This window comes from Shewanella sp. 30m-14, assembly GCF_052977125.1.
On the sequence record NZ_JBRILW010000019.1, the window covers coordinates 1 to 23,826 of the forward strand.

23 protein-coding genes are annotated in these 23,826 nt (G+C 43.5%); 12 read left to right on the forward strand and 11 right to left on the reverse strand.

Going from position 1 to position 23,826, the window contains the following annotated elements:
• Positions 1-723, reverse strand: a 723-nt coding sequence (locus ACVBIU_RS14160; protein ID WP_447164086.1) for an IS4 family transposase, incomplete at its 3' end; no start/stop codon positions are given.
• 414 nt (positions 724-1,137) lie between these two features.
• Between ACVBIU_RS14160 and ACVBIU_RS14165 the strand changes: the two genes are divergently transcribed.
• The 7 genes from ACVBIU_RS14165 to ACVBIU_RS14195 all read left to right on the forward strand — a co-directional run bounded on the left by ACVBIU_RS14165 (position 1,138) and on the right by ACVBIU_RS14195 (position 8,938).
• Entirely contained in the window at positions 1,138-2,430 is a 1,293-nt protein-coding gene (locus ACVBIU_RS14165; protein WP_447161286.1) for an OmpP1/FadL family transporter, read from the forward strand.
• Positions 2,431-2,614: 184 nt separating this feature from the next.
• The gene (locus tag ACVBIU_RS14170; RefSeq protein ID WP_447161285.1) at positions 2,615-3,331 is read left to right on the forward strand and encodes an SIMPL domain-containing protein; all 717 of its coding nucleotides are present in this window, start codon (positions 2,615-2,617) and stop codon (positions 3,329-3,331) included.
• Between the two features lie 109 nt (positions 3,332-3,440).
• Positions 3,441-4,478: an efflux RND transporter periplasmic adaptor subunit gene (locus tag ACVBIU_RS14175; RefSeq protein ID WP_447164087.1), complete on the forward strand. Its 1,038-nt coding sequence runs from the start codon at positions 3,441-3,443 to the stop codon at positions 4,476-4,478.
• A 43-nt stretch (positions 4,479-4,521) separates the two neighbouring features.
• The gene (locus tag ACVBIU_RS14180) at positions 4,522-7,725 is read left to right on the forward strand and encodes an efflux RND transporter permease subunit (protein WP_447161283.1); all 3,204 of its coding nucleotides are present in this window, start codon (positions 4,522-4,524) and stop codon (positions 7,723-7,725) included.
• A gap of 99 nt (positions 7,726-7,824) precedes the next feature.
• Positions 7,825-8,043 carry a YgaP family membrane protein gene (locus tag ACVBIU_RS14185; protein ID WP_447164088.1) on the forward strand — a complete coding sequence of 73 codons (219 nt, stop codon included), beginning with the start codon at positions 7,825-7,827 and terminating at the stop codon, positions 8,041-8,043.
• A 24-nt stretch (positions 8,044-8,067) separates the two neighbouring features.
• Complete coding sequence (locus tag ACVBIU_RS14190) at positions 8,068-8,463, forward strand: rhodanese-like domain-containing protein (RefSeq protein ID WP_447161281.1); 396 nt, start codon at positions 8,068-8,070, stop codon at positions 8,461-8,463.
• 157 nt (positions 8,464-8,620) lie between these two features.
• On the forward strand, positions 8,621-8,938 hold the full coding sequence (locus tag ACVBIU_RS14195) for a VF530 family protein (RefSeq protein ID WP_447161280.1): 318 nt from the start codon (positions 8,621-8,623) through the stop codon (positions 8,936-8,938).
• 167 nt (positions 8,939-9,105) lie between these two features.
• Here the strand turns inward: ACVBIU_RS14195 and ACVBIU_RS14200 are convergent, their stop codons facing one another.
• From ACVBIU_RS14200 to ACVBIU_RS14230, 7 genes are all read right to left on the reverse strand, one after another.
• Positions 9,106-9,912, reverse strand: a complete 807-nt coding sequence (locus ACVBIU_RS14200; protein ID WP_447161279.1) for a hypothetical protein — start codon at positions 9,910-9,912, stop codon at positions 9,106-9,108.
• A gap of 96 nt (positions 9,913-10,008) precedes the next feature.
• Complete coding sequence (gene ribA / locus ACVBIU_RS14205) at positions 10,009-10,638, reverse strand: GTP cyclohydrolase II (protein ID WP_447161278.1); 630 nt, start codon at positions 10,636-10,638, stop codon at positions 10,009-10,011.
• A 215-nt stretch (positions 10,639-10,853) separates the two neighbouring features.
• Entirely contained in the window at positions 10,854-11,210 is a 357-nt protein-coding gene (locus ACVBIU_RS14210; RefSeq protein WP_447161277.1) for a YibL family ribosome-associated protein, read from the reverse strand.
• Between the two features lie 165 nt (positions 11,211-11,375).
• On the reverse strand, positions 11,376-11,840 hold the full coding sequence (gene nrdG / locus ACVBIU_RS14215) for an anaerobic ribonucleoside-triphosphate reductase-activating protein (RefSeq protein ID WP_447161276.1): 465 nt from the start codon (positions 11,838-11,840) through the stop codon (positions 11,376-11,378).
• Between the two features lie 131 nt (positions 11,841-11,971).
• Positions 11,972-14,089 (reverse strand): anaerobic ribonucleoside-triphosphate reductase, encoded by a 2,118-nt coding sequence (gene nrdD, locus ACVBIU_RS14220; protein WP_447161275.1) that lies wholly within the window; start codon positions 14,087-14,089, stop codon positions 11,972-11,974.
• A gap of 411 nt (positions 14,090-14,500) precedes the next feature.
• Positions 14,501-15,187 carry a hypothetical protein gene (locus ACVBIU_RS14225; protein ID WP_447164089.1) on the reverse strand — a complete coding sequence of 229 codons (687 nt, stop codon included), beginning with the start codon at positions 15,185-15,187 and terminating at the stop codon, positions 14,501-14,503.
• A gap of 81 nt (positions 15,188-15,268) precedes the next feature.
• A complete protein-coding gene (locus ACVBIU_RS14230; protein WP_447164090.1) occupies positions 15,269-15,721 on the reverse strand; it encodes a MarR family winged helix-turn-helix transcriptional regulator in 453 nt (150 codons plus the stop codon).
• 181 nt (positions 15,722-15,902) lie between these two features.
• Between ACVBIU_RS14230 and ACVBIU_RS14235 the strand changes: the two genes are divergently transcribed.
• Complete coding sequence (locus tag ACVBIU_RS14235; RefSeq protein WP_447161272.1) at positions 15,903-16,901, forward strand: NADP-dependent oxidoreductase; 999 nt, start codon at positions 15,903-15,905, stop codon at positions 16,899-16,901.
• 112 nt (positions 16,902-17,013) lie between these two features.
• Here ACVBIU_RS14235 and rssA read toward each other — a convergent pair whose 3' ends face one another.
• Positions 17,014-17,991, reverse strand: a complete 978-nt coding sequence (gene rssA, locus ACVBIU_RS14240) for a patatin-like phospholipase RssA (protein ID WP_447164091.1) — start codon at positions 17,989-17,991, stop codon at positions 17,014-17,016.
• Positions 17,992-18,317: 326 nt separating this feature from the next.
• Here rssA and ACVBIU_RS14245 point away from each other — a divergent pair, with 326 nt between their 5' ends.
• The 4 genes from ACVBIU_RS14245 (at position 18,318) to ACVBIU_RS14260 (ending at position 21,540) form a co-directional block, all read left to right on the forward strand.
• Entirely contained in the window at positions 18,318-19,664 is a 1,347-nt protein-coding gene (locus ACVBIU_RS14245) for a DEAD/DEAH box helicase (protein ID WP_447161270.1), read from the forward strand.
• 297 nt (positions 19,665-19,961) lie between these two features.
• Positions 19,962-20,405: a DUF3010 family protein gene (locus ACVBIU_RS14250; protein WP_447161301.1), complete on the forward strand. Its 444-nt coding sequence runs from the start codon at positions 19,962-19,964 to the stop codon at positions 20,403-20,405.
• An 85-nt stretch (positions 20,406-20,490) separates the two neighbouring features.
• On the forward strand, positions 20,491-20,997 hold the full coding sequence (locus tag ACVBIU_RS14255; RefSeq protein ID WP_447161269.1) for a M48 metallopeptidase family protein: 507 nt from the start codon (positions 20,491-20,493) through the stop codon (positions 20,995-20,997).
• A gap of 141 nt (positions 20,998-21,138) precedes the next feature.
• Complete coding sequence (locus ACVBIU_RS14260; protein WP_447164092.1) at positions 21,139-21,540, forward strand: hypothetical protein; 402 nt, start codon at positions 21,139-21,141, stop codon at positions 21,538-21,540.
• Between the two features lie 582 nt (positions 21,541-22,122).
• Here ACVBIU_RS14260 and ACVBIU_RS14265 read toward each other — a convergent pair.
• Together ACVBIU_RS14265 and ACVBIU_RS14270 are read right to left on the reverse strand one after the other, a co-directional pair.
• On the reverse strand, positions 22,123-22,461 hold the full coding sequence (locus tag ACVBIU_RS14265) for a cytosolic protein (RefSeq protein WP_447161267.1): 339 nt from the start codon (positions 22,459-22,461) through the stop codon (positions 22,123-22,125).
• 310 nt (positions 22,462-22,771) lie between these two features.
• Positions 22,772-23,608: a hypothetical protein gene (locus tag ACVBIU_RS14270; protein ID WP_447164093.1), complete on the reverse strand. Its 837-nt coding sequence runs from the start codon at positions 23,606-23,608 to the stop codon at positions 22,772-22,774.
• Positions 23,609-23,826 lie beyond the last annotated feature (218 nt).

The window sequence follows — 23,826 nt, forward strand, 5'->3', positions numbered from 1 at the left end:
CCCTCGTGATTGGATAACTTCATATTGAACGTTCTTTTTTAGCGGAATAAGCCAGTGTCTTTCAGTACCACTTTGCTGCCATTTATGCAGAAGACCTAGCGAATAAAATCCTTTATCGAACATGGTGACACTATGATTAGGCGTGGTTTCTATCAATTGCTCCGCAAGTATCATTTCATTGACGTTATAGTCATCAAAAGCACTTCCTGTAATCAAGTGACTGCTTAATTCCATCTGACAAACCATTCTTACTTGCGGATATTGCGTATTTTTTTGACGTGAAAATGCTTCATTATTCTTTGGGCTATCTGGGGCTCGCCAAACCACACCATCAACCCCCAAGAGCGTTAGCCCATTCCAATGAGGCAAATGAGCGCTGGCTAGCCAAGACGAAGTCATTCGTTGAAATACGGCCTTCATTGCTGCCTGGCCAAGTGTTTTGCGGCGTTGAGTTAATGCACTTGGTGCGACAAATGCTTTCCCTGTTCTATCAACAATATCAAGTTGATTAACTAGGTCTTTCATGGACTTATCATTATAAATAGCCATACCGACGAGTAACCATACCATGGATTCCAAAGTTAATTTGCGTTTACGCATGGTCACAGTGGCAGTCAGAGAATAGGCTTCATCAATAAGCTCTAGAGGAAGTAAGTCAGCCAACGTTTCAATATTATTCGGCTTCCAATCATTGATGATATTAAGTGCTTGAGATACGTCCATAAAAAAATCCGAGTGTTTAAAAACACTCGGATTTTGCCATCTTATAAAGATCGGTCAACCGATCAATAAACTGCTAAATGATCGGCATTAGTACACTTGTACGCTTTTTTTATTTTTATCAACAACCTCCTAAACACCCCACCCGTTACATTCCATTAACGCACAATCAAACCAACTCATATGCCCAAGCCTATGCTAGCTATACTTTCTATAGCCAGTTTCAATTGCGCTGTTAATTTAACCGCCATAAAAACGCGCAACAATTAACTAATAATCAACAATAAAACGATTCTGGTCGGAGTTGTTAGCTTGCTCACATCTCCCTACTATGCACTGGTCTAATAAGTGGATCTTGCCGCTAATCATGAATTAGCCCCCAATAAGCAAGACCAAAATATAATAGAGATGATAATAATGAAGAATTTCAACAAGACTCTTATTGCTGTATCAGTAGCTCTAGTAAGCACGCAAACAATGGCTGCGGGCTTCCAAATTAACGCCCAATCGGCAACAGGTGTTGGCCGTGCATTCGCCGGTGACGCAGTGATAGCCGATAACGCATCAGTACTTTCACGTAACCCAGCAGCTATGGCATTGTTTGATGAGAAACAACTTTCAATGGGCTTAACTTATGCTGACGTACAAGTTGAAGTTCAAGATGTATTTGTTAACTCAAACCTAGGTGAACTCCATTACGGCAGCATAGATGATGGTGCCGAAGCGAAAATAATTCCGAACTTTTACTATGTTAGCCCAGTAAACGATAAATTCGCTTACGGTGTTGCTATGTTCAGTAACTTCGGTACAGGTACCGATACTACCGATTTGTCAAACAACATCGTTGCAGGTGCAATACCCGCTCCTATTGATCTGCTTGGTAAGACTGAAGTGACAACTATCAACTTCAATCTAAGCGCATCATACCGCATCAACGATAACTTGAGTGTGGGTGCAGGTCTTGATGTGATCTATGGCTCTGGCACGTTAACGCGTGGTGGTGCAATGCCAACACCTGAAGGACCACAACATTTAGAGCTCGTTGATGTAGATGCAGAAGGTATCGCTTTTGGTGGTATTGTCGGCGCTGTATATGAAATCAATGCAGACAACCGTTTTGGTATGAGCTACCGCTTCAGCCCAGAGTTCAGCGCCGACGGTACTGTGATATTCGCTGGCACGCACTACGAAGAGATCAACATTCCGCTTCCAGATATTTTCCAAGTTGCAGGTTTCCATCAGCTAACAGAAAAGTTTGCATTGCATTACACAGCGCAGATGACCACTTGGGGAGATTTCCACGAAATCACTGTTACCGATCCTTCTGAAGCTCAACTAAAAAAATATGCTTGGGATGACTCTTGGTTATTCAGTGTTGGTGGTACATATACTCTAACTGACACATGGACACTGCGTGCTGGTTACATGTTTGACCAAGGCGTAGTCGGTGAAGTCAGCTCAATCTCTATTCCAGATTCAGACCGTCAGTGGTACACAATGGGCGCGACTTACAACCTCTCTAAAAACACCAGTTTAGACTTTGGTATTGCATTTGTTCGCGGTGAAGAAACCAACCTTACAGAACAAAGCTCTGTATTAGGCTTAGTAGGTAACCTAAACCCAGCTCTAGGCGATGATTTAAGTACTGTACATGCGACAACTACATCAAACGCAACGTACTACTCTATCCAGTACAACTACAAGTTCTAAGCTAAACACTTAACAGTAAAACTGCTTGTGTTTTAAAAGCCGCATATTAATGCGGCTTTTTTATTGCCTTTAGTCTATCGCCCTGAGTTCTGATGAATCCCATATACTGATGAAAACTTATTCATTGTCTTAACCAGCTATTCCCTGCTAACTTAACAGTACTGGCAATCACTCTGAGTACTTTATGTCTAAGCACAACGCCCTACCCGCCCTTATTCTTGGTGGTTTACTCTGCTTTGGCCTGATAATGTCAGCGAGCACCGTTGGCGATAAACTGATTAAGATGAAAGCGATGGATCGAACGGTCACCGTAAAAGGCTTAGCCGAAAAAGAGGTGCGAGCAAACATTGCTATTTGGCCAATTCGATTCAGTGAGGTCGATAACAATCTCAATGACCTTTACCAGACAGTGCAGAGCAAAACGAACAAGGTCGTCGAATTCTTACAGCAGCAAGGCTTTAGTGACAGTGAAATAACCGTTGCGCTACCTGCAATTGAAGACAGACAAGCCCAAGGTTATGTCGATCCAAATGTTAAATACCGTTACGCCGCTAAAATATCTATTTCTTTATATACTGACAAAGTCGATTTACTGCTTAAAACCCGCACTAATATGTTGAGCCTAGTTAAAGACGGCATTGCCATTTCCGATCAAGACTACAATAGTAAAGCGCAGTTTTTGTTTACAGAGCTAAACAGAGTCAAACCAGAAATGATTCAATCTGCCACTCAAAATGCACGCCAAGTCGCAGAAAAATTTGCCAAGGACTCTAATTCCAAGCTAGGTAAAATTAAAAAAGCGACGCAAGGACAATTTAGTATTAACGACAGAGACAGCAATACTCCCTACATCAAAAAAATCCGTATCGTGTCAACATTGACCTACTACCTTAACGATTAAGTTAGCAAGCTGAAAAACATCCATCGCATTTTTCTAATGAATAGTTATTGCAGTTAGCCACCTCTTCCATTAGAATTATTGCATGGATTGATTTTGACGTATAATAATTATGAAAAAAACACTAGTGGGTTATCTCTTATTAGGCTCTATCCCCTTCATCAGCATCCCTGCAGCAGCTGAAAGTAAGCAGCTCGAGTCTATAACGGTGGCTGCAAAGAGCTATGCTAATTGGGTATCTCTTGACGCAATTGTGGAGCCAACTCAATCCGCGACCGTCTCAGCCCAAACTTCTGGTCGAATTATCAATCTTAACTATGATATTAATGATTTCGTACCTGAAGGCGCGGCTTTACTCGAGATCACCAATAAAGAGCAAGGTGCACAACTTGCTGCTGCCGAAGCTGATTACGCCAAAGCCAATGCACTTAACACCGAAGCTCAACTGCAGCTTGAACGCTATCAACAGCTATTCCCCAAAGGCGCCATTTCAAAAGGGGAAATGGATGAAGCAGAGGCCAATGCCAAATCAACCAAACAGGCGGTTAGCGCGGCTAAAGCACAAATAACTCAAGCAACAGAGTCGTTAAAATACACGATTGTTAGCGCACCTTTTTCAGGCGTTGTAACCCAAAGACATGTAGAGCAAGGTGAAACCGTCAGTCCTGGACAGCCACTCTACTCTGGCTACTCAGTCAACCAAATGCGCGCCGTCACCCAAGTTCCTCAACGTTATATCGAAGCACTAAAACAGCAGCCCGTGTTCAAGTTAACCTTAGATAACGGCCAACTGTTCGACGTAGATACCCCGACTCTGTTCAGTTTTGTTGACCCTCAAAGTCGCAGCTACAAAGTGCGTATACCACTGCCTCAAAACACTCAGGGCGCATTCCCAGGAAGCCTTATCAAAGCGCAGTTTATCAGTGGCAGTCGACATGCTATTTTTATTCCTCAATCGGCATTACTGACCATGAATGAGCTCAGTGCCGTTTATATTCAGCAAAATGACACCTGGGTACTCAATCAAGTGAGGTTGGGCCAGACCGATAACGCAATGGTTGAGATCCTTGCGGGCTTATCCGATGGCGATATTGTCGCAAAAGATGCCTATCAGGCACTACTAATGCTTAAGCAAAGTCATAAACCATAAAACCTAATCGAATCTAGCCGAAGAGCTTTAAGGAAGACCTGTCATGCAAACTCAAACTAAATTAGGTATTTCTGGACGCATTGCTAGCGCTTTTCAATCCAGTGCTATCACGCCATTATTAGCGCTGTTGGGCTTATTGTTTGGACTTTTTGCAGTCTTAGTCACGCCCAAAGAGGAAGAACCCCAAATCGATGTGACCTTTGCCGATGTGTTTGTGCCTTTCCCCGGCGCAACACCACGCGAAGTCGAGAGCCTGGTTACTTTGCCAATCGAACAGGTGATCTCAGAAATTAAAGGTATCGATACCCTCTATTCGTTTTCACAGCCCGACGGCGCACTGTTTATTGTGGTATTTGAAGTCGGAATTGAGCGTAATGACGCCATTGTGAAATTGTACAATCAACTCCACTCTAACCTCGACAAATTCCCCCTAAAGGCGGGTGTCGGCGAGCCACAAATTAAGCCTCGTGGAATTGATGATGTGCCCATTGTCAGCCTCACGCTATGGTCCAAACAGCCTCAAGTCTCTGCTGAGCAACTCACTCATATTGCCAACGGCTTAGAAACTGAAATTAAACGTATTGCAGGCACCAGAGAGATTAACTCGGTAGGCGAGCATCAGCTGACACTAAACGTCAGAATTGACCCGCTGAAGATGAACTATTACGGTGTCTCTTTTGATGAAATAAACCAAAGTCTCAGTAGCAACAACCACATTTCGATGCCAGCCTCTCTCGTACAAGGAAACCAAGAAATTAAGGTACAGGCAGGCCAATTCTTACAAAATATTGAAGATGTAAAACAGCTAGTCGTTGCGGTTAAACAAGATAGCGGCGGTCAAGCGGCTCCTGTTTATCTTGCCGATCTGGCGGATATCACCCTTAAATCAAACATTCCGCTAAAAAGTGCCTGGCATGGCGATAAGCAAGATATTTACCCCGCGGTGACCATCGCCATCGGTAAACAGCCAGGCAAAAATGCGGTCGATGTTGCCAACGCAATTTTAGATCGCGTCAATCAAGTTGAAAATGTCCTGATCCCTGATGGCGTAGAGATCAGCGTATCGCGCAATTATGGAGAAACCGCAGGCGACAAAGCCAATACCCTCATTTTAAAGCTACTTTTTGCTACAGCGGCTGTCGTCATCCTAGTGTTGATAACCATGGGCGTCAGAGAAGCGATGGTCGTCGGCATTGCCATTATCATCACACTAGCACTGACCTTGTTTGCTTCTTGGGCCTGGGGGTTTACCCTCAATCGCATATCGCTATTCGCGTTGATTTTCTCTATCGGGATTTTAGTCGATGACGCTATCGTGGTGGTTGAAAATATTCATCGGCATATGGCAATGGGTAAGCGTTCTTTTGCAGAGCTTATCCCTGTTGCCGTTGATGAGGTCGGAGGCCCCACCATCTTGGCCACATTTACCGTTATTGCAGCGCTACTGCCAATGGCCTTTGTATCTGGATTAATGGGGCCCTATATGAGCCCTATTCCCATCAATGCCAGTATGGGCATGCTGATCTCTCTTGCCGTCGCATTTATGATCACTCCTTGGCTCAGTAAAAAACTGCTTAAACACAAGCATACCGACCCCAATATGCCACAGCCAAGTGAAAACAGCGGTGCGATGTTTACCCTGTTTAACCGCCTTATTGGCCCATTTGTGCTAGGTAACAATGCCCGCAAAGCTCGTTTCGGCTTAGCCGCGGCCATATTTGTGCTTATCGGGGCGGCTATTGCGCTCCCCATTGGCAAACTCGTGGTGTTAAAAATGCTACCGTTTGACAATAAGTCAGAGTTTCAAGTCATGGTCGACCTGCCAGAAGGCACGCCCGTTGAACAAACCCAAAAAGCCTTGAAGGAACTCGGCCGCTACCTCAACCAAGTTGAAGAGGTGGCAAGCTATCAGCTCTATGCAGGTACAAGTGCCCCCATGAACTTTAACGGACTTGTGCGTCACTACTTCCTACGTCAAACCCAAGAGCTAGGTGATATCCAAGTGAATTTGGTCGATAAGAAACACCGCGACCGCGATAGCCACAGTATTGCCTTATCAGTGCGAGAGCCACTGCAAGCCATTGGCGCTAAATATAACGCCAATATTAAAGTGGTTGAAGTGCCACCAGGCCCACCAGTATGGTCGCCTATTCTTGCAGAAGTTTATGGTCCTAGTGAAGCGATACGTGAGCAAGCTGCAAACGAGCTGCTCGGCGTATTTAAACAGACCAAAGATGTGGTCGATATCGATATTTATCTGCCTGAATCCGCCGCTAAATGGCAAGTCATCATCGACAGAACAAAAGCGAGTTTACTCGGCGTACCTTACAGCCACATTGTTGATTTAGTTGCTACGGCTGTTGGTGGTAAAGATATTAGCTATTTGCATAAAGCGGATCAAAAACGCCCCGTCCCAATCAACATCCAGCTACAAGAAGGTACCAAAGTTGATTTAGACCAAGTCCTTAATTTAACGTTGCGCGGCCATAACAATCAAGCTATCGCGTTATCAGAACTGGTCCGCATCGACAAAGGTAATATTGATAGCCCCATTATCCATAAAAATATGATCCCAATGATCATGGTCGTCGCTGATATGGCGGGACCACTCGACAGCCCTTTGTACGGTATGTTTGATATGGTGGGCCAAATCAACGATGAGCAAGGTCTAGGCTTTGAGCAGCACTATGTAACCCAGCCAAATGGACTCGATAGCGTCGCGATTCTTTGGGATGGTGAGTGGAAGATCACCTACGAAACGTTCAGGGATATGGGGATTGCCTATGCCGTTGGAATGATCGCCATCTATTTCTTGGTGGTCGCCCAATTTAAATCATACATTGTACCATTAATTATTATGGCGCCTATTCCATTGACCATTATCGGTGTCATGCCTGGGCATGCATTACTTGGTGCACAATTTACTGCAACATCAATGATAGGCATGATTGCGCTGGCAGGAATTATTGTACGTAACTCGATATTACTGGTTGATTTCATTCACCAAGAAACCGCCGCTGGCGTGCCATTTCAGCAAGCCGTTATCCACTCTGGCGCGGTAAGAGCAAAACCTATCATGCTAACCGCATTAGCAGCCATGATAGGTGCACTGTTTATTATCGATGACCCCATATTCAATGGTCTTGCGATAAGCCTTATCTTTGGAATTTTAATCTCAACCTTATTAACACTGGTTGTGATCCCCGTGCTGTATTACGCGGTGATGAAAAAGCGATACTTAAAATAGTACTAAGATGTCATTCAACGTTAGATATTGGCGCTAACAATGCGCCAATGTCCTTATCAAAATCGATAACCGCTTAGCTGGTTCTAAAAAGGAGTTTCTATGTCTATTGAACGCGCCATTATGGCATTTGCAGGGTTTATGGTTTTAGTATCTTTAACCTTAACTGTTTGGATTAACAATAATTTTATCTGGCTCACGGTTTTTGTAGGAGCTAATTTATTTCAAAGCGCCTATACTGGATTTTGTCCGGCAGCGATGATATTGCGTAAGTTTGGCTTCAAATCAGAAGCAGAGTTAGCGACTGCCAATCAAGATTAAATAATGATAAATAAAGGTATATTGATGAGTAACGCTTTTAATTTGCAGCAAAAACAACCAAAAACAATGACATGGTTGCTAGGCCTAAGCTTACTGCTAATCATGTTTAGCACGTTGACCATGGCCGCAGACCAAGACCCTAAGGTCACTTGGCAAAAAATTGAAGCCGGCGCCTTAGTGGTGGACGTTCGTACCCCTGAAGAGTTTGCTCAAGGCCACCTACCAAACGCCATCAATATTCCTTATCAGCAAATCGATAGCGCATTTGCAAAACAACAGATCGCCAAAGATCGCTCAGTCGTTGTCTATTGCCGTAGCGGTAACCGCAGTGGCATCGCTAATAAAATGTTAGTGAGCGAAGGTTATACCAATGTCTATAATGGCGGCGGTTATCAAATGCTGATGAGTAAACAGCATTAGTTTCTAATAAATCGAAAATAACCGTTAAAGAGAGCCTTATGGCTCTCTTTTTAATGCTTAAGGATATTGTCAATTCAATCCCTAAAGATCTACCACAAATAAACTGATATAATTAGTTCATTCTAGTAAGTACGAACAAGACGGCTCCAACAAGACTATGACCCAAGCAAACAACCCACTTCACGGCATAAAGCTCGAAGATTTATTAACAGATCTTGTCGACCATTATGGTTGGGAAGAGTTAGGCAGCCGTATTGATATCCGCTGCTTTAATCATGATCCAAGCATTAAATCGAGTTTAAAGTTTTTGCGTAAAACGCAATGGGCAAGAGATAAAGTAGAATATCTTTATCTAAAAATGAATAACTTACCTTTGCCTCCACCTAGGGACTATGACGCTGTGATCTCTGTTACTAAACCAAAGAAGTCGCAAGAGCCACTGCCTGAAGCGAATGCCAAGATTTGGGGCAAGTAACCTGTGTAACATGCAGTACAATATATCGGTTTAGTGATTAAACCGATATATTTCAATTCATAGGCCAAGCTAAGCCAAAGTCATTTGAATTTATAGCCTTAAGCCTCTATCTCTTAAATACTCTAGCCATTCCATTCGAGTGCGCTGTGCTTATCATAAGCCGCTATCTAAATGGGGAACTCAAAGATTAAGCGCCAAACCTCTATCCCATCGCCCTTACGATAACTCAAGCCAAAGCGTTTAATATTAATCAGATCCCAACCTACCGGTTTAGAAAAAGCCAGAGTGGCACCAACTTCAAAACTATTCGCCACCAGCACGTCTTCTTCAAACGGGGTGGTAAACTTCAATTTATCAAAGTACCAATAGCCAGCAACAAAGAACCGCGGTTCAACCTCAACACCTTTGACTTGAAAGTAGTAGTTAGTGCCAATATCAATGCCTGACTGCACCGCAGAATATGACTCACTCGCGCCATCATGCAAGGTGTTATAACCCGCAAAGAATACCCGATTAACCCATTGTGGATGGGTATTGCCCAGCTCAAAATCAAGCAGACTCGACATCCCAGCCGAATAGATGACCACATCATTACTATTGGTAAAGTTAGTACCAAAACCGAGATCGGCATAGGTCTGGAATTCATGAGTTTCAGACGTTTTAATCCGATACTCCAGCCCAGGGGTTACGGTCAAGGTTCCCACGCTTGATGGCAACTCGCCATCAGGCAAATCACTCCAGGTAAAGTTAAAAAAACCCATGGAAACCGGCGTTCTGAGCACTAAGGACTCAGTCTCTGAGCGCTGTAGATCAAAACTAATAGGAATGTTAGCCACAGTAGCATTTTGCCCGGACGTTCGATAAAGACCGCTGCCTAGATAATTAGCGAATGCGTAATGACTGTAATCAGTCTCTGCCTGAGCAGGCACTATAATCAAAAGAGGTAGAATTGAAAGGTAACGCAAACGGGCCATAAATTGATTTTAAACTTAATTAAACTCTAATCGATAGCCCGAATATAGCGGTATAGCAGAGTAAAGCCAAGAAAATAAAGACTTTACTAAAAGGTATTAATCTTGTTTTGCTTCAGGATCCACTTCAGTAAAGTGGTACTCAGACATCATGTGACCCAACTCGGTCGACTTTGTCTTGAGGTAACCTTCGTTATAGCGGTTTTTACCCACTTGCAGTGGCACTCGCTCAACGACCTCTAAGCCAAAACTTTGCATCGCTTTCACTTTTCGAGGGTTATTGGTCATTAGACGTACTTTTGCGACACCAATTTTTTCCATCATAGGAATGATCATGTCGTATTTACGCATATCGGCTTCAAAACCTAAGCGTTCGTTCGCTTCAACCGTATTAGCACCTTGATCTTGCAGCTCATAGGCACGGATTTTATTCAGTAAACCAATACCACGCCCTTCTTGGCGTAGATAAAGAATAAAACCTTGGCCTTCTTCAGCCACGTTTTGCATCGCCGTTTGTAGCTGAAAACCACAATCGCAACGCAAACTAAATAGCGCATCACCGGTTAGACATTCTGAATGAATACGCCCGAGGATTGGCGCGTCTGGAGAAAATGTACCAAAGGTAAGCGCGACGTGCTCTTTACCTGTCTCACTATCTTCAAAACCATGCATTTCGAAAACACCCCAAGGGGTGGGTAATTTTGAAGACGCGATGTATTTAATCGACATGAAAAAACCTTAACGACAACTCTCATTCCATGAGACTGCAAACGTCCTGATAAAGAAAATAAATGCTTGAGACGATACTCTTGCTAGCTCAAATATTCAATCAGTCTATGGCTTAAAGCATTCTCTAATCGGCCATAGACTTAACTTGAGCAAGCATAAGCCCAGTGCTTAAAGATAACCTTGAAGCGGCTCACTAAATCAATAACTAAACGCGCTTAAAACTCTTTTGGCGCAAAGCCTGTGACTTGCTTAATACCCATTTCACGACCTAAAGCCGTCATTGGGTGAACCACAACCAAACCTTTAACAGACTTTTTCAACTTACCCATGTCTGCCTGCTCGGCTTTAGTTAATACACGGCTAAACTGAAGACCCGTAACCGTGCCGCCTTGCTTGCTTAACTCGCGTGTTTGCTGAGCTTTAACAGCGCTGATCCGTTTAGTCATAGCTGCAATTTCTTGCTTAAACTGTATGATAACAGTCGGATCGGTACGCTTTTCAGCTGCTGCTAGCTTACGACGAAATTTGTCTAACTTATCGTTGAGCGTTTGCAGCTCCTGCTTTAAATTCATTTACAGACCTTAAATTCAAATCTAATTTACACGTTTAGAAACAAAAACAGCCTCAGTTAACTGACGCTGTTTTGTCATTATTGCCACATTATAACAGTATATAAGCCAATTTAACCTAGGTTTATAGCTAAACAACTGACAAGTTACGTCAGTAATATGCTCAATCTACCTGAGATAATGGATCTCTTGGTTACTACTGCCCTTAAAAACTAAGCTGGGGTCGGCAAGTGACTGCTCAAACTTACCATCAATCACGACATTGACTAAGTCGACAATTTCCTGCTGCTGAGCCGTTAAACTGCCTAAAGTGTAGCCAGTCCATAGCCAAATATCTTTACCAGGGCATTGCTCCCTCACCTGCTTAACTAGCGACAAAATTGCTGTCAGGTTTGCAGGAAACAGAGGGTCGCCACCGGATAACGATAATCCACGGCGTTTAATACGTTCATCATTTAAGTCATCAATAATACGCTGTTGCATCTGTTCATCAAAAAGGTGACCAGAACAAGGGTTCCAGGTGGATTGGTTATAACAACCACGACATTGGTGCTCGCACCCCGACACGAAAAGGGTCGCACGAGTACCGGGGCCATTAATTACATCTGTCTGATAGTATTGATGATAATTCATATTAAACTCGTTTCAGCTAGAATTTTGCTTTAACTAGAAAACAAAAAGGTGCTGAACACAGCACCTTTTATGTACACAAACCCAATAACTACAGGCTAAGCCATTTGCATGCTAAGCCCCTAGTATTTTTATTATAAATGCTTAACGCGGCGCTTAACTTCTTCTTGCTTACCATAGTTAAACGGTCTTGCATCTGGGCTACCTAAGTAACCACATACACGACGCGTCACAGACACACGGCTTGGTTCATGGTTGCCACACTTAGGGCACGTAAAACCTTTACTGGTACAGCTAAACTCACCGGTATAGCCACAGTCGTAACACTCATCGATTGGGGTGTTAGTGCCGTAATATGGCACTCTGCTAAAACTGTAATCCCATACGTTCTCTAACGCTTCTACGTTATTTTGCATGTTAGGGAATTCGCCATAACAGATGAAACCACCGTTCGCGATCTCTGGGTATGGCTGTTCAAAATCAATCTTATCGTAAGGGTTCACTTGTTTTTCAACGTCCAAATGGAAGCTGTTTGTGTAGTAACCCTTTGCGGTAACGCCATCAACCACACCAAATATCTTGGTATCAAGTGCGCAGAAGCGGCTACACAAGTTCTCACTTGGCGTGCTGTACAGGCTGAATGCGTAACCTGACTCTGCTTTCCAGCTGTCGGTGGCTTGTTTCATGTACTTAATAACCGCAATGGCTTTTTCACGTAGCAGTTCGCTGTCGTAAACATGCTCGTCTGTGCCATAAAGCGCATTAATAGTTTCATGCAGACCAATATAGCCTAATGAAATTGATGCACGACCATTTTTGAAGATCTCAGAAACATCATCATCAGCTTTTAGACGCACACCACACGCACCTTCCATATATAGGATAGGGGCAACGCGCGCTTTAACACCTTCAAGGCGAGAGATACGAGTGTCCAAGGCCTTACGAGACATGGCTAAACGCGCATCTAAAATACGGTAGAACTCTGCTTCATCACCTTTTGCTTCAAGCGCAATACGTGGCAAATTCAAACTCACAACACCTAAATTGTTGCGGCCTTCATGCACAAGCTCACCATCTTGCTCAAAGGTTCCTAAGAAACTACGGCAACCCATCGGCGTCTTAAATGACCCTGTCACCTTCTCAACTTGTTCATAGTTAAGAATATCTGGGTACATACGCGTGGTAGCGCACTTAAGTGCCAACTGCTTAATGTCGTAGTTACAATCGCCGGTTTTATGGTTAATGCCATCGCGAATAGCAAAAACAAGTTTTGGGAATACCGCTGTTTTACGATTTTTACCTAAACCTGCAATACGCACTGTCATCATAGACTGCTGAATTAAGCGTGATTCCCAAGAGGTACCTAAACCGAAACCAAAAGTCACAAATGGGGTTTGACCATTTGCAGTATGTAGCGTGTTAACTTCATACTCTAATGACTGAAATGCATCGTGACACTCTTTTTCAGTTTGCGCAGTGGCAAACGCTTTTGCGTCGGTAATGCCCCAATTAAGCGCTACCTGGTAGTGCTTGTCGTAACTCTTCGCCACAAAGGGTGCCAATACTTCATCGATACGGTTAATCGTTGTACCGCCATAGATGTGGCTTGCCACTTGCGCAATAATTTGTGCGGTCACTGCAGTCGCGGTAGAAATTGACTTCGGGGTTTCAATTTCAGCATTACCCATCTTAAAGCCCTGAGTTAACATGCCGCTAAGATCAATAAGCATACAGTTAAACATCGGGAAGAATGGCGCGTAATCTAAATCGTGGTAGTGGATCTCACCAGACTCATGTGCGGCAACGACATCTTTAGGCAAAATGTGGCATTTTGCATAGTGCTTAGCCACGATACCCGCAAGCAGATCGCGCTGAGTTGGGATCACTTTAGAGTCTTTATTAGCGTTCTCATTCAACAAAGCCGCATTGCTTTGCTCAACTAAACCACGGATCTCTTTATTCAAGCGGCTGCTAACTTCACGATTGATATCTCTATCGTGACGGTATTCGATGTAAACGCGCGCCAAAGATTTATACGGCCCTTCCATGAGCAAGTTTTCAACGGTGTCTTGCAGATCATGGATATTAACTTCTGCTAACTGCGAAACACTTTCTCTCACATTTTCCGCAATCTGTTGTGCATATTCAGCGCACTCAATACCTGCCGAGTTAGCAGCTGCTATCACGGCGTCTTTAATCCTTGTTTCGTCAAAAGGCGTACGGTAACCATCCCGTTTAATAACCACTGGCATTGTATAAATCCTCTTCAGCTCGCTCATCAAAGCAACACTATATATAGTGCTACTTTTTCAATAAATCACAATATGTGGCGCATTAAGCTATAAAATAACGATAAGTACTTTGATCCAGATCATCATTTTAAAAGAGGAAGACAATAAGAAAACAGTTCTGTCTACAAAGCCACTGATCTCAAATTATGGCCTTGACGAACTCATGGAAGCGGGCTAGTGACAGTATAATTTAGGTATAAATTGTGGATAAAAATAGGCAGGTAAAATTCTTTATTCATTACGTGTGCCGCAACTTATTGGAAGCTTTAAAAAAGGGCGAGCGACAAGTAGCAATTGATCCTTCTCTTGCAGAAAGAATCCAGCTCAAAATGTATTCTCAACTACAAAAGTAAAATCACACATAGACAAATACTAATGCCTTTTGGCTAATGCAAGGTAGCTATTGAGCTGACCATTTTCTTGCTGATGTTCGCCAGTCATTGCAGCGAGCTGCATCAACGATTTCAACCCTTGATACTGGTTCTGTTGCACTTCCGTCAATGGCCTTTCAGATTGTAACAAGTCAGTAATTTGGCTCGAAACCCGGTTAGCCTTTTGTGCAACTAAAGGAGATTGCGATACATCCATTGCCCCCATGACCCACTTCGCGTTGTCTAGCAGCTCGGCAAGCTCTCGGTCTTGTTCGCTATTGGTTAACGTACTGCGCTGTTCATCAATAAAGTCAGATAAAGGCTGCACTTCTGCTGGCGGGATGTCGAAACCGCTATTAGATAATCGGTTGAGCTGGCCTTCGCTGAGAATGCCATCTTGATAAAGACGTTGAATAAGGGACGGTAATTGTGCCGAAGTAAATTGGCCTCCTTTGAAGAAATCGTTAGCCATCGCCTCGATTTTCTGTGCTCTTTCTGCACGGCCAGATAATACCAGCGTATTATCATTTTTTGTCAGCTCCGTCGTTTCAGCTTGAGGCGCTGTCGCTCCTAGTGCAGCGACAGCCCCTGCACCGCCAACATTTGACTGGCCACTATTAACGCCATAAGTGTCTGATACCTGAGCATTACTATTAATTGCATTGCTGATACTGCTGAGTGGATTCATCGTCAAAAAGCCGGCGTAAAGAGAGTATAGGGATCTCTAAAGCATTTAACGTGCCGACTTGTTAACTAGAAAATCAACTGGTCATTTTTGCGTCAACGCTTGGGTTAAGGACAAACATAACGTTCTAAGTTGTTCAACTTGCTCCGGGTTCATATCAACCTTTGCTAACAAGGTTTGTTTGAGTGCCAAGGCTTCAAGCTTAAGGCTATGACCGGCATCGGTTAACGCTATCACCTTTTTACGCTCATCGGTTTCATCAGCCAGTCGCTTTAGAAAACCTTTAGTCTCAAGTCGCTTAACGATAGGGGTCAACGTCCCCATATCGAGCCGGGTCGATTGTGATACCAGCGTCAAGCTTACTCTGTCTTGTAGCCATAATGACTGCATGACTAAATATTGTGGGTATGTCAGCTCATATTGCTCCAATAACGGACGGTAAGCTCTCATTAAGGCGTTGTTAGCCGTATAGAGCGCAAAGCAGACGTTATCAGAAAGACAATTGTTAGACGTGTCGTTTGAGTCGTTGTTGGTCACTGCTACTACACTTAGGCAAGTCAAAATTTTACTAATTTTAACTCACATCAGGTGTCAAAACTAGCTTACACCACTTTTATTTGCGAGCAATTATTTTGCGCGCAAAGCATTTGCAAAATGTATAAAGCTTTACTATGATGCATTCAATTACTTTGCGCGCAAATAAAAATAAAGGAAAGATATGAAATCTCAAATCATTCAACTTAAGTCTCGCCCTGAAGGCATGCCAACAACTGACAACTTTAACCAAGCAGAACTCACTCTAGCTGCTATTAAGCCTGGTGAATTTCTGGTGAAAAATCTTTGGATGTCTGTCGACCCCTATATGCGTGGTCGCATGATTGACAGAAAGAGCTATATTGCACCTTTTGAGCTAGGTAAAGCATTAGAAGGGGGAGCGATTGGTGAGGTCATTGAATCACAACACCCTGACTTTCCTGTTGGCAGCAAAGTTAACAGCATGTTTGGCTGGCGCAGCCATTTTATCACCGACGGCACAGAGATAACTCGCCTGCCTGATACACCTATTTGTGAGTCGCATTTTCTTGGTGTCTTAGGCATGCCTGGTATGACAGCTTGGACGGGCCTTAATCGTATTGCAGCGCTAAAACAGGGTGAAACACTCTTCGTATCAGCTGCATCTGGCGCGGTAGGCAGCGTAGCGGTGCAAATAGGTAAACTGATGGGCGCACGTGTTGTTGCCTCTGTCGGTTCAGATGAAAAAGCCCAGTACCTTAAAAGCTTAGGTGTTGACGCTGTCATTAACTATAAAACCTGTGGTGATTTAGATGCCGCTCTTGGTCTGGCTGCACCTGAAGGAATTGACGTCTATTTTGAAAATGTGGGCGGTGAGCACCTCTTTGCAGCACTTAACCATATGAAAGATCATGGCCGAATTGCGGTATGCGGTATGATTGCCCAATACAATGATACAGTGCCGACACCAGGACCTAGTAACCTAGCGCAAATCATCATAAAGAAGCTAAAGATTGAAGGTTTTATCGTATTTGAGCACTGGGAGCACTACGGCGACTTCGCTGCGCAAATGGGTAAATGGCTAGCAGAAGGTAAGGTGCAAGCTGAGCAAACGATATATGAAGGTTTAGACAATGCGCCTGATGCCTTTATTGGCTTGTTTGAAGGCAAAAATCGCGGAAAAATGGTTGTTAAACTCGCTTAACGTTTTTGGTCAATAAAGCGAAATAAAACTGAGAACAAAGACTGATGAAAATGTCACAAAAAAGGCGCTAACAGCGCCTTTTTTATTTCTTTTACTTTAGCACCAAAGGCTATTAGCCCCCGTGCTGTACCAAAGCAGCTTCAATCAAATGGGCCACCTTTTCGACAGCAGCTTCACCAGCAGCAATCGCTTCTTCCGCTCGATGGAACTCCATGGTGCCTATGTTGCCCATATCTGGCACGATACAGATATCCGGTGGATCGCCCATCAAACGCGCTCGCTTATGACGCCCTTCTAAAATTTCCATCGATTGCTGCATGACTGCTAGCATACCAGGGTTAGGATTATGCGCTGCACCGCCCTTACTCCCTAATGAAAACTTATCGGTTAAGCCGGAGATATAACCACGCCCACGAGCTAACAGATCGGTAAAGCCTTTATCTTGATGCTGCTCCGCCTCTTGCTCTTCTTCCACTGTCGGCTTATTGCTTTTCATATTAATGGGTAAAACTTGCATACGACCACGGCGAAGCCCATGCAGATCGACTGCAATAACGAGATCTACGCCCATCGCGCGGCTCACCGAAACGGGCACGGGGTTAACAACAGCACCATCGACTAACCAACGTTCGCCAACTTTAACAGGAGGCAAAATACCCGGCATAGAACAAGATGCTCGAACGGCATGCCTTAAGTCCCCTTCTCTAAACCAAATTTCTTGACCAGAATAAAGGTCAGTTGCAACGGCAGCAAACGGCTTTTTTAAGTCTTCAATTTGCAGGTCGCCAATGCGCTGCTGCAACACATCAAACACACGCTCGCCACCAATAAGACCACCACGGCCCCAACTGATATCCATCAGCCCAAGTACATCCCAGCTGCTAAAACTGCGCACCCAGCTCTCAAGCTCTTCTAAATGGTCATTGGCGTAAGCTGCGCCAACTAAGGCTCCAATTGAGCAGCCTGCAATTTTATCGGGATAGATCCCCATTTTGGCTAGACCGTTAAGTACACCAATATGCGCCCAACCTTTTGCAGCTCCGCTACCTAACGCTAAACCTATTCGTACTGATTGTTTGTTTGTAGACACGTTAAAATAACTCCATAGGTCAGCTTGAAACTAGACGCTTCAACTCAATGCCAAAGCGCCTGCTATCAACTTGTAAACATCACTCGACGTCACTAAAATTTACGTCAAGCTAGATAAGTACTTAATCAATTTGTACTAGATAACACCCATCGTATAGTCAACTGAGAAAATGGTTAATCGGCGACACTAGACGAAGGTTATTCCTAGAAGGCTAAGCATTTTAGCAGAAATCTCTCCACTTGAAGAACAAAGTTGACGGGTATTCGTAGCGCATTGGTAAATCTGTAGGTTATAATGTGCGGTCGTATCATTTAAGGAGTACACCTTTGCAATTTACCGATTTCGCACTGGATCAACGTCTGTTACAAAGTCTTAAGCACATGGGCATTGACACCCCAACAGAGATCCAGGAGCAAGCCATTCCTGTCGCCCTTGCAGGCAAAGATTTAATGGCGTCGTCTAAAACAGGCTCAGGTAAAACATTAGCCTTTTTGTTGCCAGCGATGCAAAGACTGATTTCGTGTAAAGCATTGAGTAAACGTGATCCTCGCGTGGTCATTCTATTACCGACCCGAGAGCTTGCCACTCAAGTGTACAGCCAGCTGCGATTATTAGTTGCCAATACCCAGTTCAAGGCAACCAAAATCTTAGGTGGTGAGAACTTTAATGACCAAGCTAAAGCCTTAGCCCGTGATCCACATTTTGTTGTGGCAACACCAGGCCGTTTAGCTGACCACCTAAAACAACATCATCTTCACCTTAACGGCCTTGAACTGCTGATTTTAGATGAAGCTGACCGCATGCTAGATCTGGGCTTTGCTGAGCAGTTGAAGCAAATTAACAACGCGGCAGACCATAAGCGCCGTCAAACCCTAATGTTTTCTGCCACCTTAGATCACGGCGATGTAAACGACATTGCCAACGAGCTATTGAAGTTCCCAGAGCATGTCGCAATTGGTGCCAGTAACTTAGAACACAAAGATATTACTCAACGTATCTTCTTATGTGATCACTTAGATCATAAAGAAGCTATTTTGACTCGTATTCTAAAAGAAGAGCAGCAAAAGCAGATCATCATCTTTACTGCCACAAGACAAGATACTGACCGTTTAGCGACAAAGTTAGCGGCTGAAGGTTTTAAAACCGCATCGTTAAGCGGCGAGCTAAAACAAAACGCGCGTAACCAAATCATGGATGAGTTTAGCCGTGGCTTGCAGCAAATTTTGGTGACGACAGATGTAGCATCTCGTGGACTGGATTTATTAAACGTATCATTAGTGATTAACTTTGATATGCCTAAGTTTGCTGAAGAATATGTTCACCGTATTGGCCGTACTGGCCGTGCTGGCGCTAAAGGTGATGCTATTTCGCTTGTTGGACCTAAAGACTGGGTTAACTTTACTCAAGTACAAACCTTCCTAAATAAGACCTTTAGCTTCAGCGAACTTGACGGCCTTAAAGCTAAGTTCAGTGGCTTAAAGGCTAAGGCAGTAAAAACGTCTAAAGCAAAACCTGCTGCAACAGCGAAAAAGAAAGCCGCCACAGCTAAGAGAAAGTCGACAGCCAAAGCTGCAGCTAATCGCGATAGACGTTTTGCCACTGGCGTAGACATAGGCGATGCACCAATGCTTAGAAAACCAAAATCTAAGCTACAAGATACGCCTGAAGACTAAATTTGCTTATCTTGATGTTTAGCACTCTGATGGTGCTAAACCGTTCGCAATTCATTTAAGCTAAAAAAAGCCGCATCGATGATTATCACTGCGGCTTTTTTGATCCAACATAGTCAATCCCGCCCTTCAACATCACGTTTAAAATAACTGTTTTCAGCAAAGCACATTCTGTTCGCAATTCTGAGACCACTAGAGTGACTAAAAGTCATTTAATCGCAGCATAAACCTCATTAAAACGCTGACCGTTTCGATAAATAGCGCTACAATATGCCCAATATTGTTTTTTTAAGGTTTATCATGAGAGTTTGTGGCGTAGAGTTAAAAGGTGGCGAAGCCATCATCAGTTTATTAAGTTATGAAGGCGAAACGTATAACGTGCCGGATTGCCGTCAAAAGTCGTTCGCGATTTCAAACTCAGAAAATGCTGAAACCATGCGTGATTTTCACTTTGCTTTTGGTAAGTTGATTGAAGACTACAAAGTCGATGAAATCGTCATTATCGAACGTGAGCAAAAAGGCAAAGGCGCTGGCAGCGTAACTAGCTTTAAATTAGAAGCCCTTATTCAAATACTGCCAGTCAACGTGACATTAGTGTCACCTGTTGCTATCAAAGAGCAGTTAAAACGCAATCCACCTCAGGTAGATTTCGAAGGCCTTGAGCTTAAGCGTTTCCAAAAGAGTGCATTTGAAGCAGCTTATGCATTCCATAATATGACGATTTACAAGACTGACGAAGAATAAGCACTATCGAAGTCAATCCTAATGGGCGCACTCAGAGCGCCCTTTTTTTTATCTCCACAGTCTCGTCCTCGAATATAAGTAAAGCATGCAAAAACTAACTTACCTCGCAGGTTACTCAAGCGAAATCCAAGCTCAAGTAGGCCAATTACTCGCTCAAGATAAACTCGGTGAGTTCCTCCTTAAACGTCATCCAGCGATCCACTCGGTACGCACTGACAAAGCCCTGTATGACTATACTATTGCGATTAAGAACCAATATCTGCGTAAATCTCAGCCCTTATCGAAAGTTATCTTCGATGATAAAATCTCCCTAAGTCATCAAGCCCTAGGATTACATTCTTACGTCGCTCGTAAACAAGGGGCAAAAATAAAAGCTAAGAATGAAATTCGCATCTCTTCTCGGCTTAAAAAAGTACCAGAAGGCTTACTGCGAATGGTTGTTGTACATGAGCTTGCCCATTTAAAAGAGAAAGATCATAACAAAGCCTTTTATCAGCTTTGCTGCCATATGGACGGCGACTATCACCAACTTGAGTTTGAACTAAGATTGCTACTCACCTTAATCGACGCGAAGCAAAACCCCTACACTTAATGGCACACATCCACATAGCGTGAAACTAAATGAAAATCGTTAACGATAATGATTTTCATTTAATCAAAATTCAATTACACTCTAGTTAATCAAGTGCTTAAACATTTCGAATAGTTTGGCGAACCGTGATGAGAGACGAGAATGAGTGATAATTTAATCAACAAACAGCAGAAATGTCGCCGAAAACTGGCTAAATATCAGCTAAAGCTCAGCCATTACTCAAAGCTTAAAGACAGCGAGATCTCGCTAAAAAAACGTGCCGCAAAGCTTTGTAAAGCACGCTTAAAAATCATCAAGTACCAGCTAAAACTTAAGCGCATTGAAACAAGTATTAGCAAATTCGCCGTTTACACTAAGCTCACGCCAGCCAATGATGAATTGCTTATTGCGTCCATGCTGCCCAAGCTAAATACCCACCAGCAAGCTGTTACTCAAGCACACTTGTATCGCCCCCATAAGAGCAAGCCCTGTAAAAGTTGTCCTGCACTTCGCGGCAAAGCCTGCTTATGTGCGATTAAAGTCCAGCAACGTAAGCAAGCCTAGATATGCCCTTCGAATGAAGGCTGATTACATTTTTGTGTTGGCGTTACTAAGTAGCTCCTTTGAACAGGTAATTTAGCGGTTATCAATCGCCTGCAGCGGGCGCTGGACAGGACGTCCGAATGTCGTGATCGCATGGTCAATGATGTTCCCTACATCATAATGACATTTCCCATATCCCTATGGGTCAGATGTGAAGAAACGACCTTATGTGCAGATACTGCTGAGGCTCGCTGCAAGTACAATCCCTGTACGCTCTGCGATGACAAACAACATCCATGTTTAAAGGCCAGTTCGGCATCCAGCCTCTCGTTCGAAAGCTTGATAACTTCGTTATCTCTCACCCTGTCATCGAAGCCCGCAGCTGTATCTACACGGATAATTGGTGCCTTCATTTGGGCCGTATAGCGGTTTGTTGTCTAACACGGAAATGCCACTTTGCTTGCTAGGGATACAGCTCACCAGTTAACCGCAACATTGCTTTTCTTATTGAAGCTAGGATCCTGCACCCTGTTAAAAGGCGAAACGCTTGCGGATGACCGGCTAGGGATGCCAATTCGCCGATTTCAACTTACTGAATCATTTTCAGTCCATTTGGGTAATAAAGGTTTGCTCGTCATCCACAAAAGCCACAACGCCGCCGTGATAGATAAATACCCGACCACGCCCCTCAACTAGGCAGGCAAGCTGTGGGTTCAAATCTTCTTCGTTATCCTGGCTTTGAAACGTGCCGGTATCGGTGATTACGCCGCTGAGTGTAGGCAAATATCCATAAGTGCGCTTGGCTTGATCAATCAGGTTCAATTCGCTGGCGGTAGAGAAGCAAAAGGGGAGCGTACCGGCTTCTTCGATAAATAAAGTTTTCAGTTCTTCAAAAGCTGTAATCACTAGCCAGTCGATGCCGTTAACATGATGGATATACATAGAGTTTCTCGGTAATTCTGATGCGGAGATTCTATCACTATCAGGGGTAGAACGTAGTAGAGATTTAGTTGCTAAAGGCGGTGATTCTGTGCCATTTCCGGGCATTGACTAGGCCAACTTGAAACACGCTTTTGCCCCATTATTCGTTAGCGAGAGAAGCTGATGCGCTGGATAACATCCAATAGTGCCATATCTTGTCTAATGTCTTGGGCTTTCATAAACGACTTAGAATGCAGTAGCCAATAATTGCTGACCACTGCAGTATTCATCGGAATGTTATAAAGCCACTGAATCAGGAACCACGCTCATCTTACGTCGATGAAATTGTATATTGACCAATGGGGCTACCCTCTTTGTTACGAAGCATTATACAAGTTACGAATACATTGGGGATGCTTTCTTCAATCTCTTGTACCTTCTGATGAACGAGCGTGGATTCTTCCTCGCTACACAAAACACGGGCGGACCAAATATCGTTTGCTTCGCCTAGAATCATTTCGTTGAAATCAATATTTGCTACTAAAGTCTTCTTTTCATTGGACTTGTCAATACTCAAGAAAAACTCGCGGTGCGCGTCAATTTTCTGATACTTGGTTAGTGCTTCGACTTCTTCAACATTTTCAACTTCATAGTCTTCTTCAACTTCATCTTTGAGGTTAAAATCAGGCTCAAAGCGCGTTAAAATACCAGTTGTAGCCATGAACACTGCACCTTTCAGTTCGTCGTCACTGGCATGTTCGTAGTGTGTGATTACTGGGTTAACAGCTCTATCAATTACAAGTGAGGTACAAATCGACAATTGCAGACTTTGCCATTGTGGTACGTATTTCCTTAGGTACTCAACAGATTGTGTAGCAGCTTGTTCTTGGAACTCCTTTGTTAAACCTTTCTTACCGCAATTTAGTTGGCCTGCTTTAAACATATTTTGGGTGTATTGGAATTGATCATACTCCCAAATGCCCTGTAGGTAGAATGCAGCAGCACAATTGCGCCGAGCATAACAGTAGGCCATGAATACCTCTGGGGTTGGCTTAGGGTTTTCGTCAATAAAAATACCTAAATCATTGTAGGCATCAACAAAGGCGAACTCGGAGTTATGGTTGCGCTTAACTAACTTTGCTAAGTCTTTCTTAAAAAAGGAAAACATGTCCTGTACCATTTAATTAATGACAATCGAATAATATCTCCTTTGTTGCTGTACACAACTAAAAGATCACTCTGGTCTCCCCCGAAAGCAGAAAAACTAATAGCCATCACATTCAGACTAAAGATGTTGCCAGTAACCAGTGCATTTGAGGTCTCATCAACAGATACCGTTAGCCGGTGTAAGCATCCATTTCTTAATTTCACGGACTACGTTAAGAG

Coding starts and splice junctions, on each gene's coding strand:
- ACVBIU_RS14165 (WP_447161286.1), top strand. CDS start 1,138: ATGAAGAATTTCAACAAGACTCTTATTGCTGTATCAGTAGCTCTAGTA.
- ACVBIU_RS14170 (WP_447161285.1), top strand. CDS start 2,615: ATGTCTAAGCACAACGCCCTACCCGCCCTTATTCTTGGTGGTTTACTC.
- ACVBIU_RS14175 (WP_447164087.1), top strand. CDS start 3,441: ATGAAAAAAACACTAGTGGGTTATCTCTTATTAGGCTCTATCCCCTTC.
- ACVBIU_RS14180 (WP_447161283.1), top strand. CDS start 4,522: ATGCAAACTCAAACTAAATTAGGTATTTCTGGACGCATTGCTAGCGCT.
- ACVBIU_RS14185 (WP_447164088.1), top strand. CDS start 7,825: ATGTCTATTGAACGCGCCATTATGGCATTTGCAGGGTTTATGGTTTTA.
- ACVBIU_RS14190 (WP_447161281.1), top strand. CDS start 8,068: ATGAGTAACGCTTTTAATTTGCAGCAAAAACAACCAAAAACAATGACA.
- ACVBIU_RS14195 (WP_447161280.1), top strand. CDS start 8,621: ATGACCCAAGCAAACAACCCACTTCACGGCATAAAGCTCGAAGATTTA.
- ACVBIU_RS14200 (WP_447161279.1), bottom strand. CDS start 9,912: ATGGCCCGTTTGCGTTACCTTTCAATTCTACCTCTTTTGATTATAGTG.
- ribA (WP_447161278.1), bottom strand. CDS start 10,638: ATGTCGATTAAATACATCGCGTCTTCAAAATTACCCACCCCTTGGGGT.
- ACVBIU_RS14210 (WP_447161277.1), bottom strand. CDS start 11,210: ATGAATTTAAAGCAGGAGCTGCAAACGCTCAACGATAAGTTAGACAAA.
- nrdG (WP_447161276.1), bottom strand. CDS start 11,840: ATGAATTATCATCAATACTATCAGACAGATGTAATTAATGGCCCCGGT.
- nrdD (WP_447161275.1), bottom strand. CDS start 14,089: ATGCCAGTGGTTATTAAACGGGATGGTTACCGTACGCCTTTTGACGAA.
- ACVBIU_RS14225 (WP_447164089.1), bottom strand. CDS start 15,187: ATGAATCCACTCAGCAGTATCAGCAATGCAATTAATAGTAATGCTCAG.
- ACVBIU_RS14235 (WP_447161272.1), top strand. CDS start 15,903: ATGAAATCTCAAATCATTCAACTTAAGTCTCGCCCTGAAGGCATGCCA.
- ACVBIU_RS14250 (WP_447161301.1), top strand. CDS start 19,962: ATGAGAGTTTGTGGCGTAGAGTTAAAAGGTGGCGAAGCCATCATCAGT.
- ACVBIU_RS14255 (WP_447161269.1), top strand. CDS start 20,491: ATGCAAAAACTAACTTACCTCGCAGGTTACTCAAGCGAAATCCAAGCT.
- ACVBIU_RS14260 (WP_447164092.1), top strand. CDS start 21,139: ATGAGTGATAATTTAATCAACAAACAGCAGAAATGTCGCCGAAAACTG.
- ACVBIU_RS14265 (WP_447161267.1), bottom strand. CDS start 22,461: ATGTATATCCATCATGTTAACGGCATCGACTGGCTAGTGATTACAGCT.
- ACVBIU_RS14270 (WP_447164093.1), bottom strand. CDS start 23,608: ATGTTTTCCTTTTTTAAGAAAGACTTAGCAAAGTTAGTTAAGCGCAAC.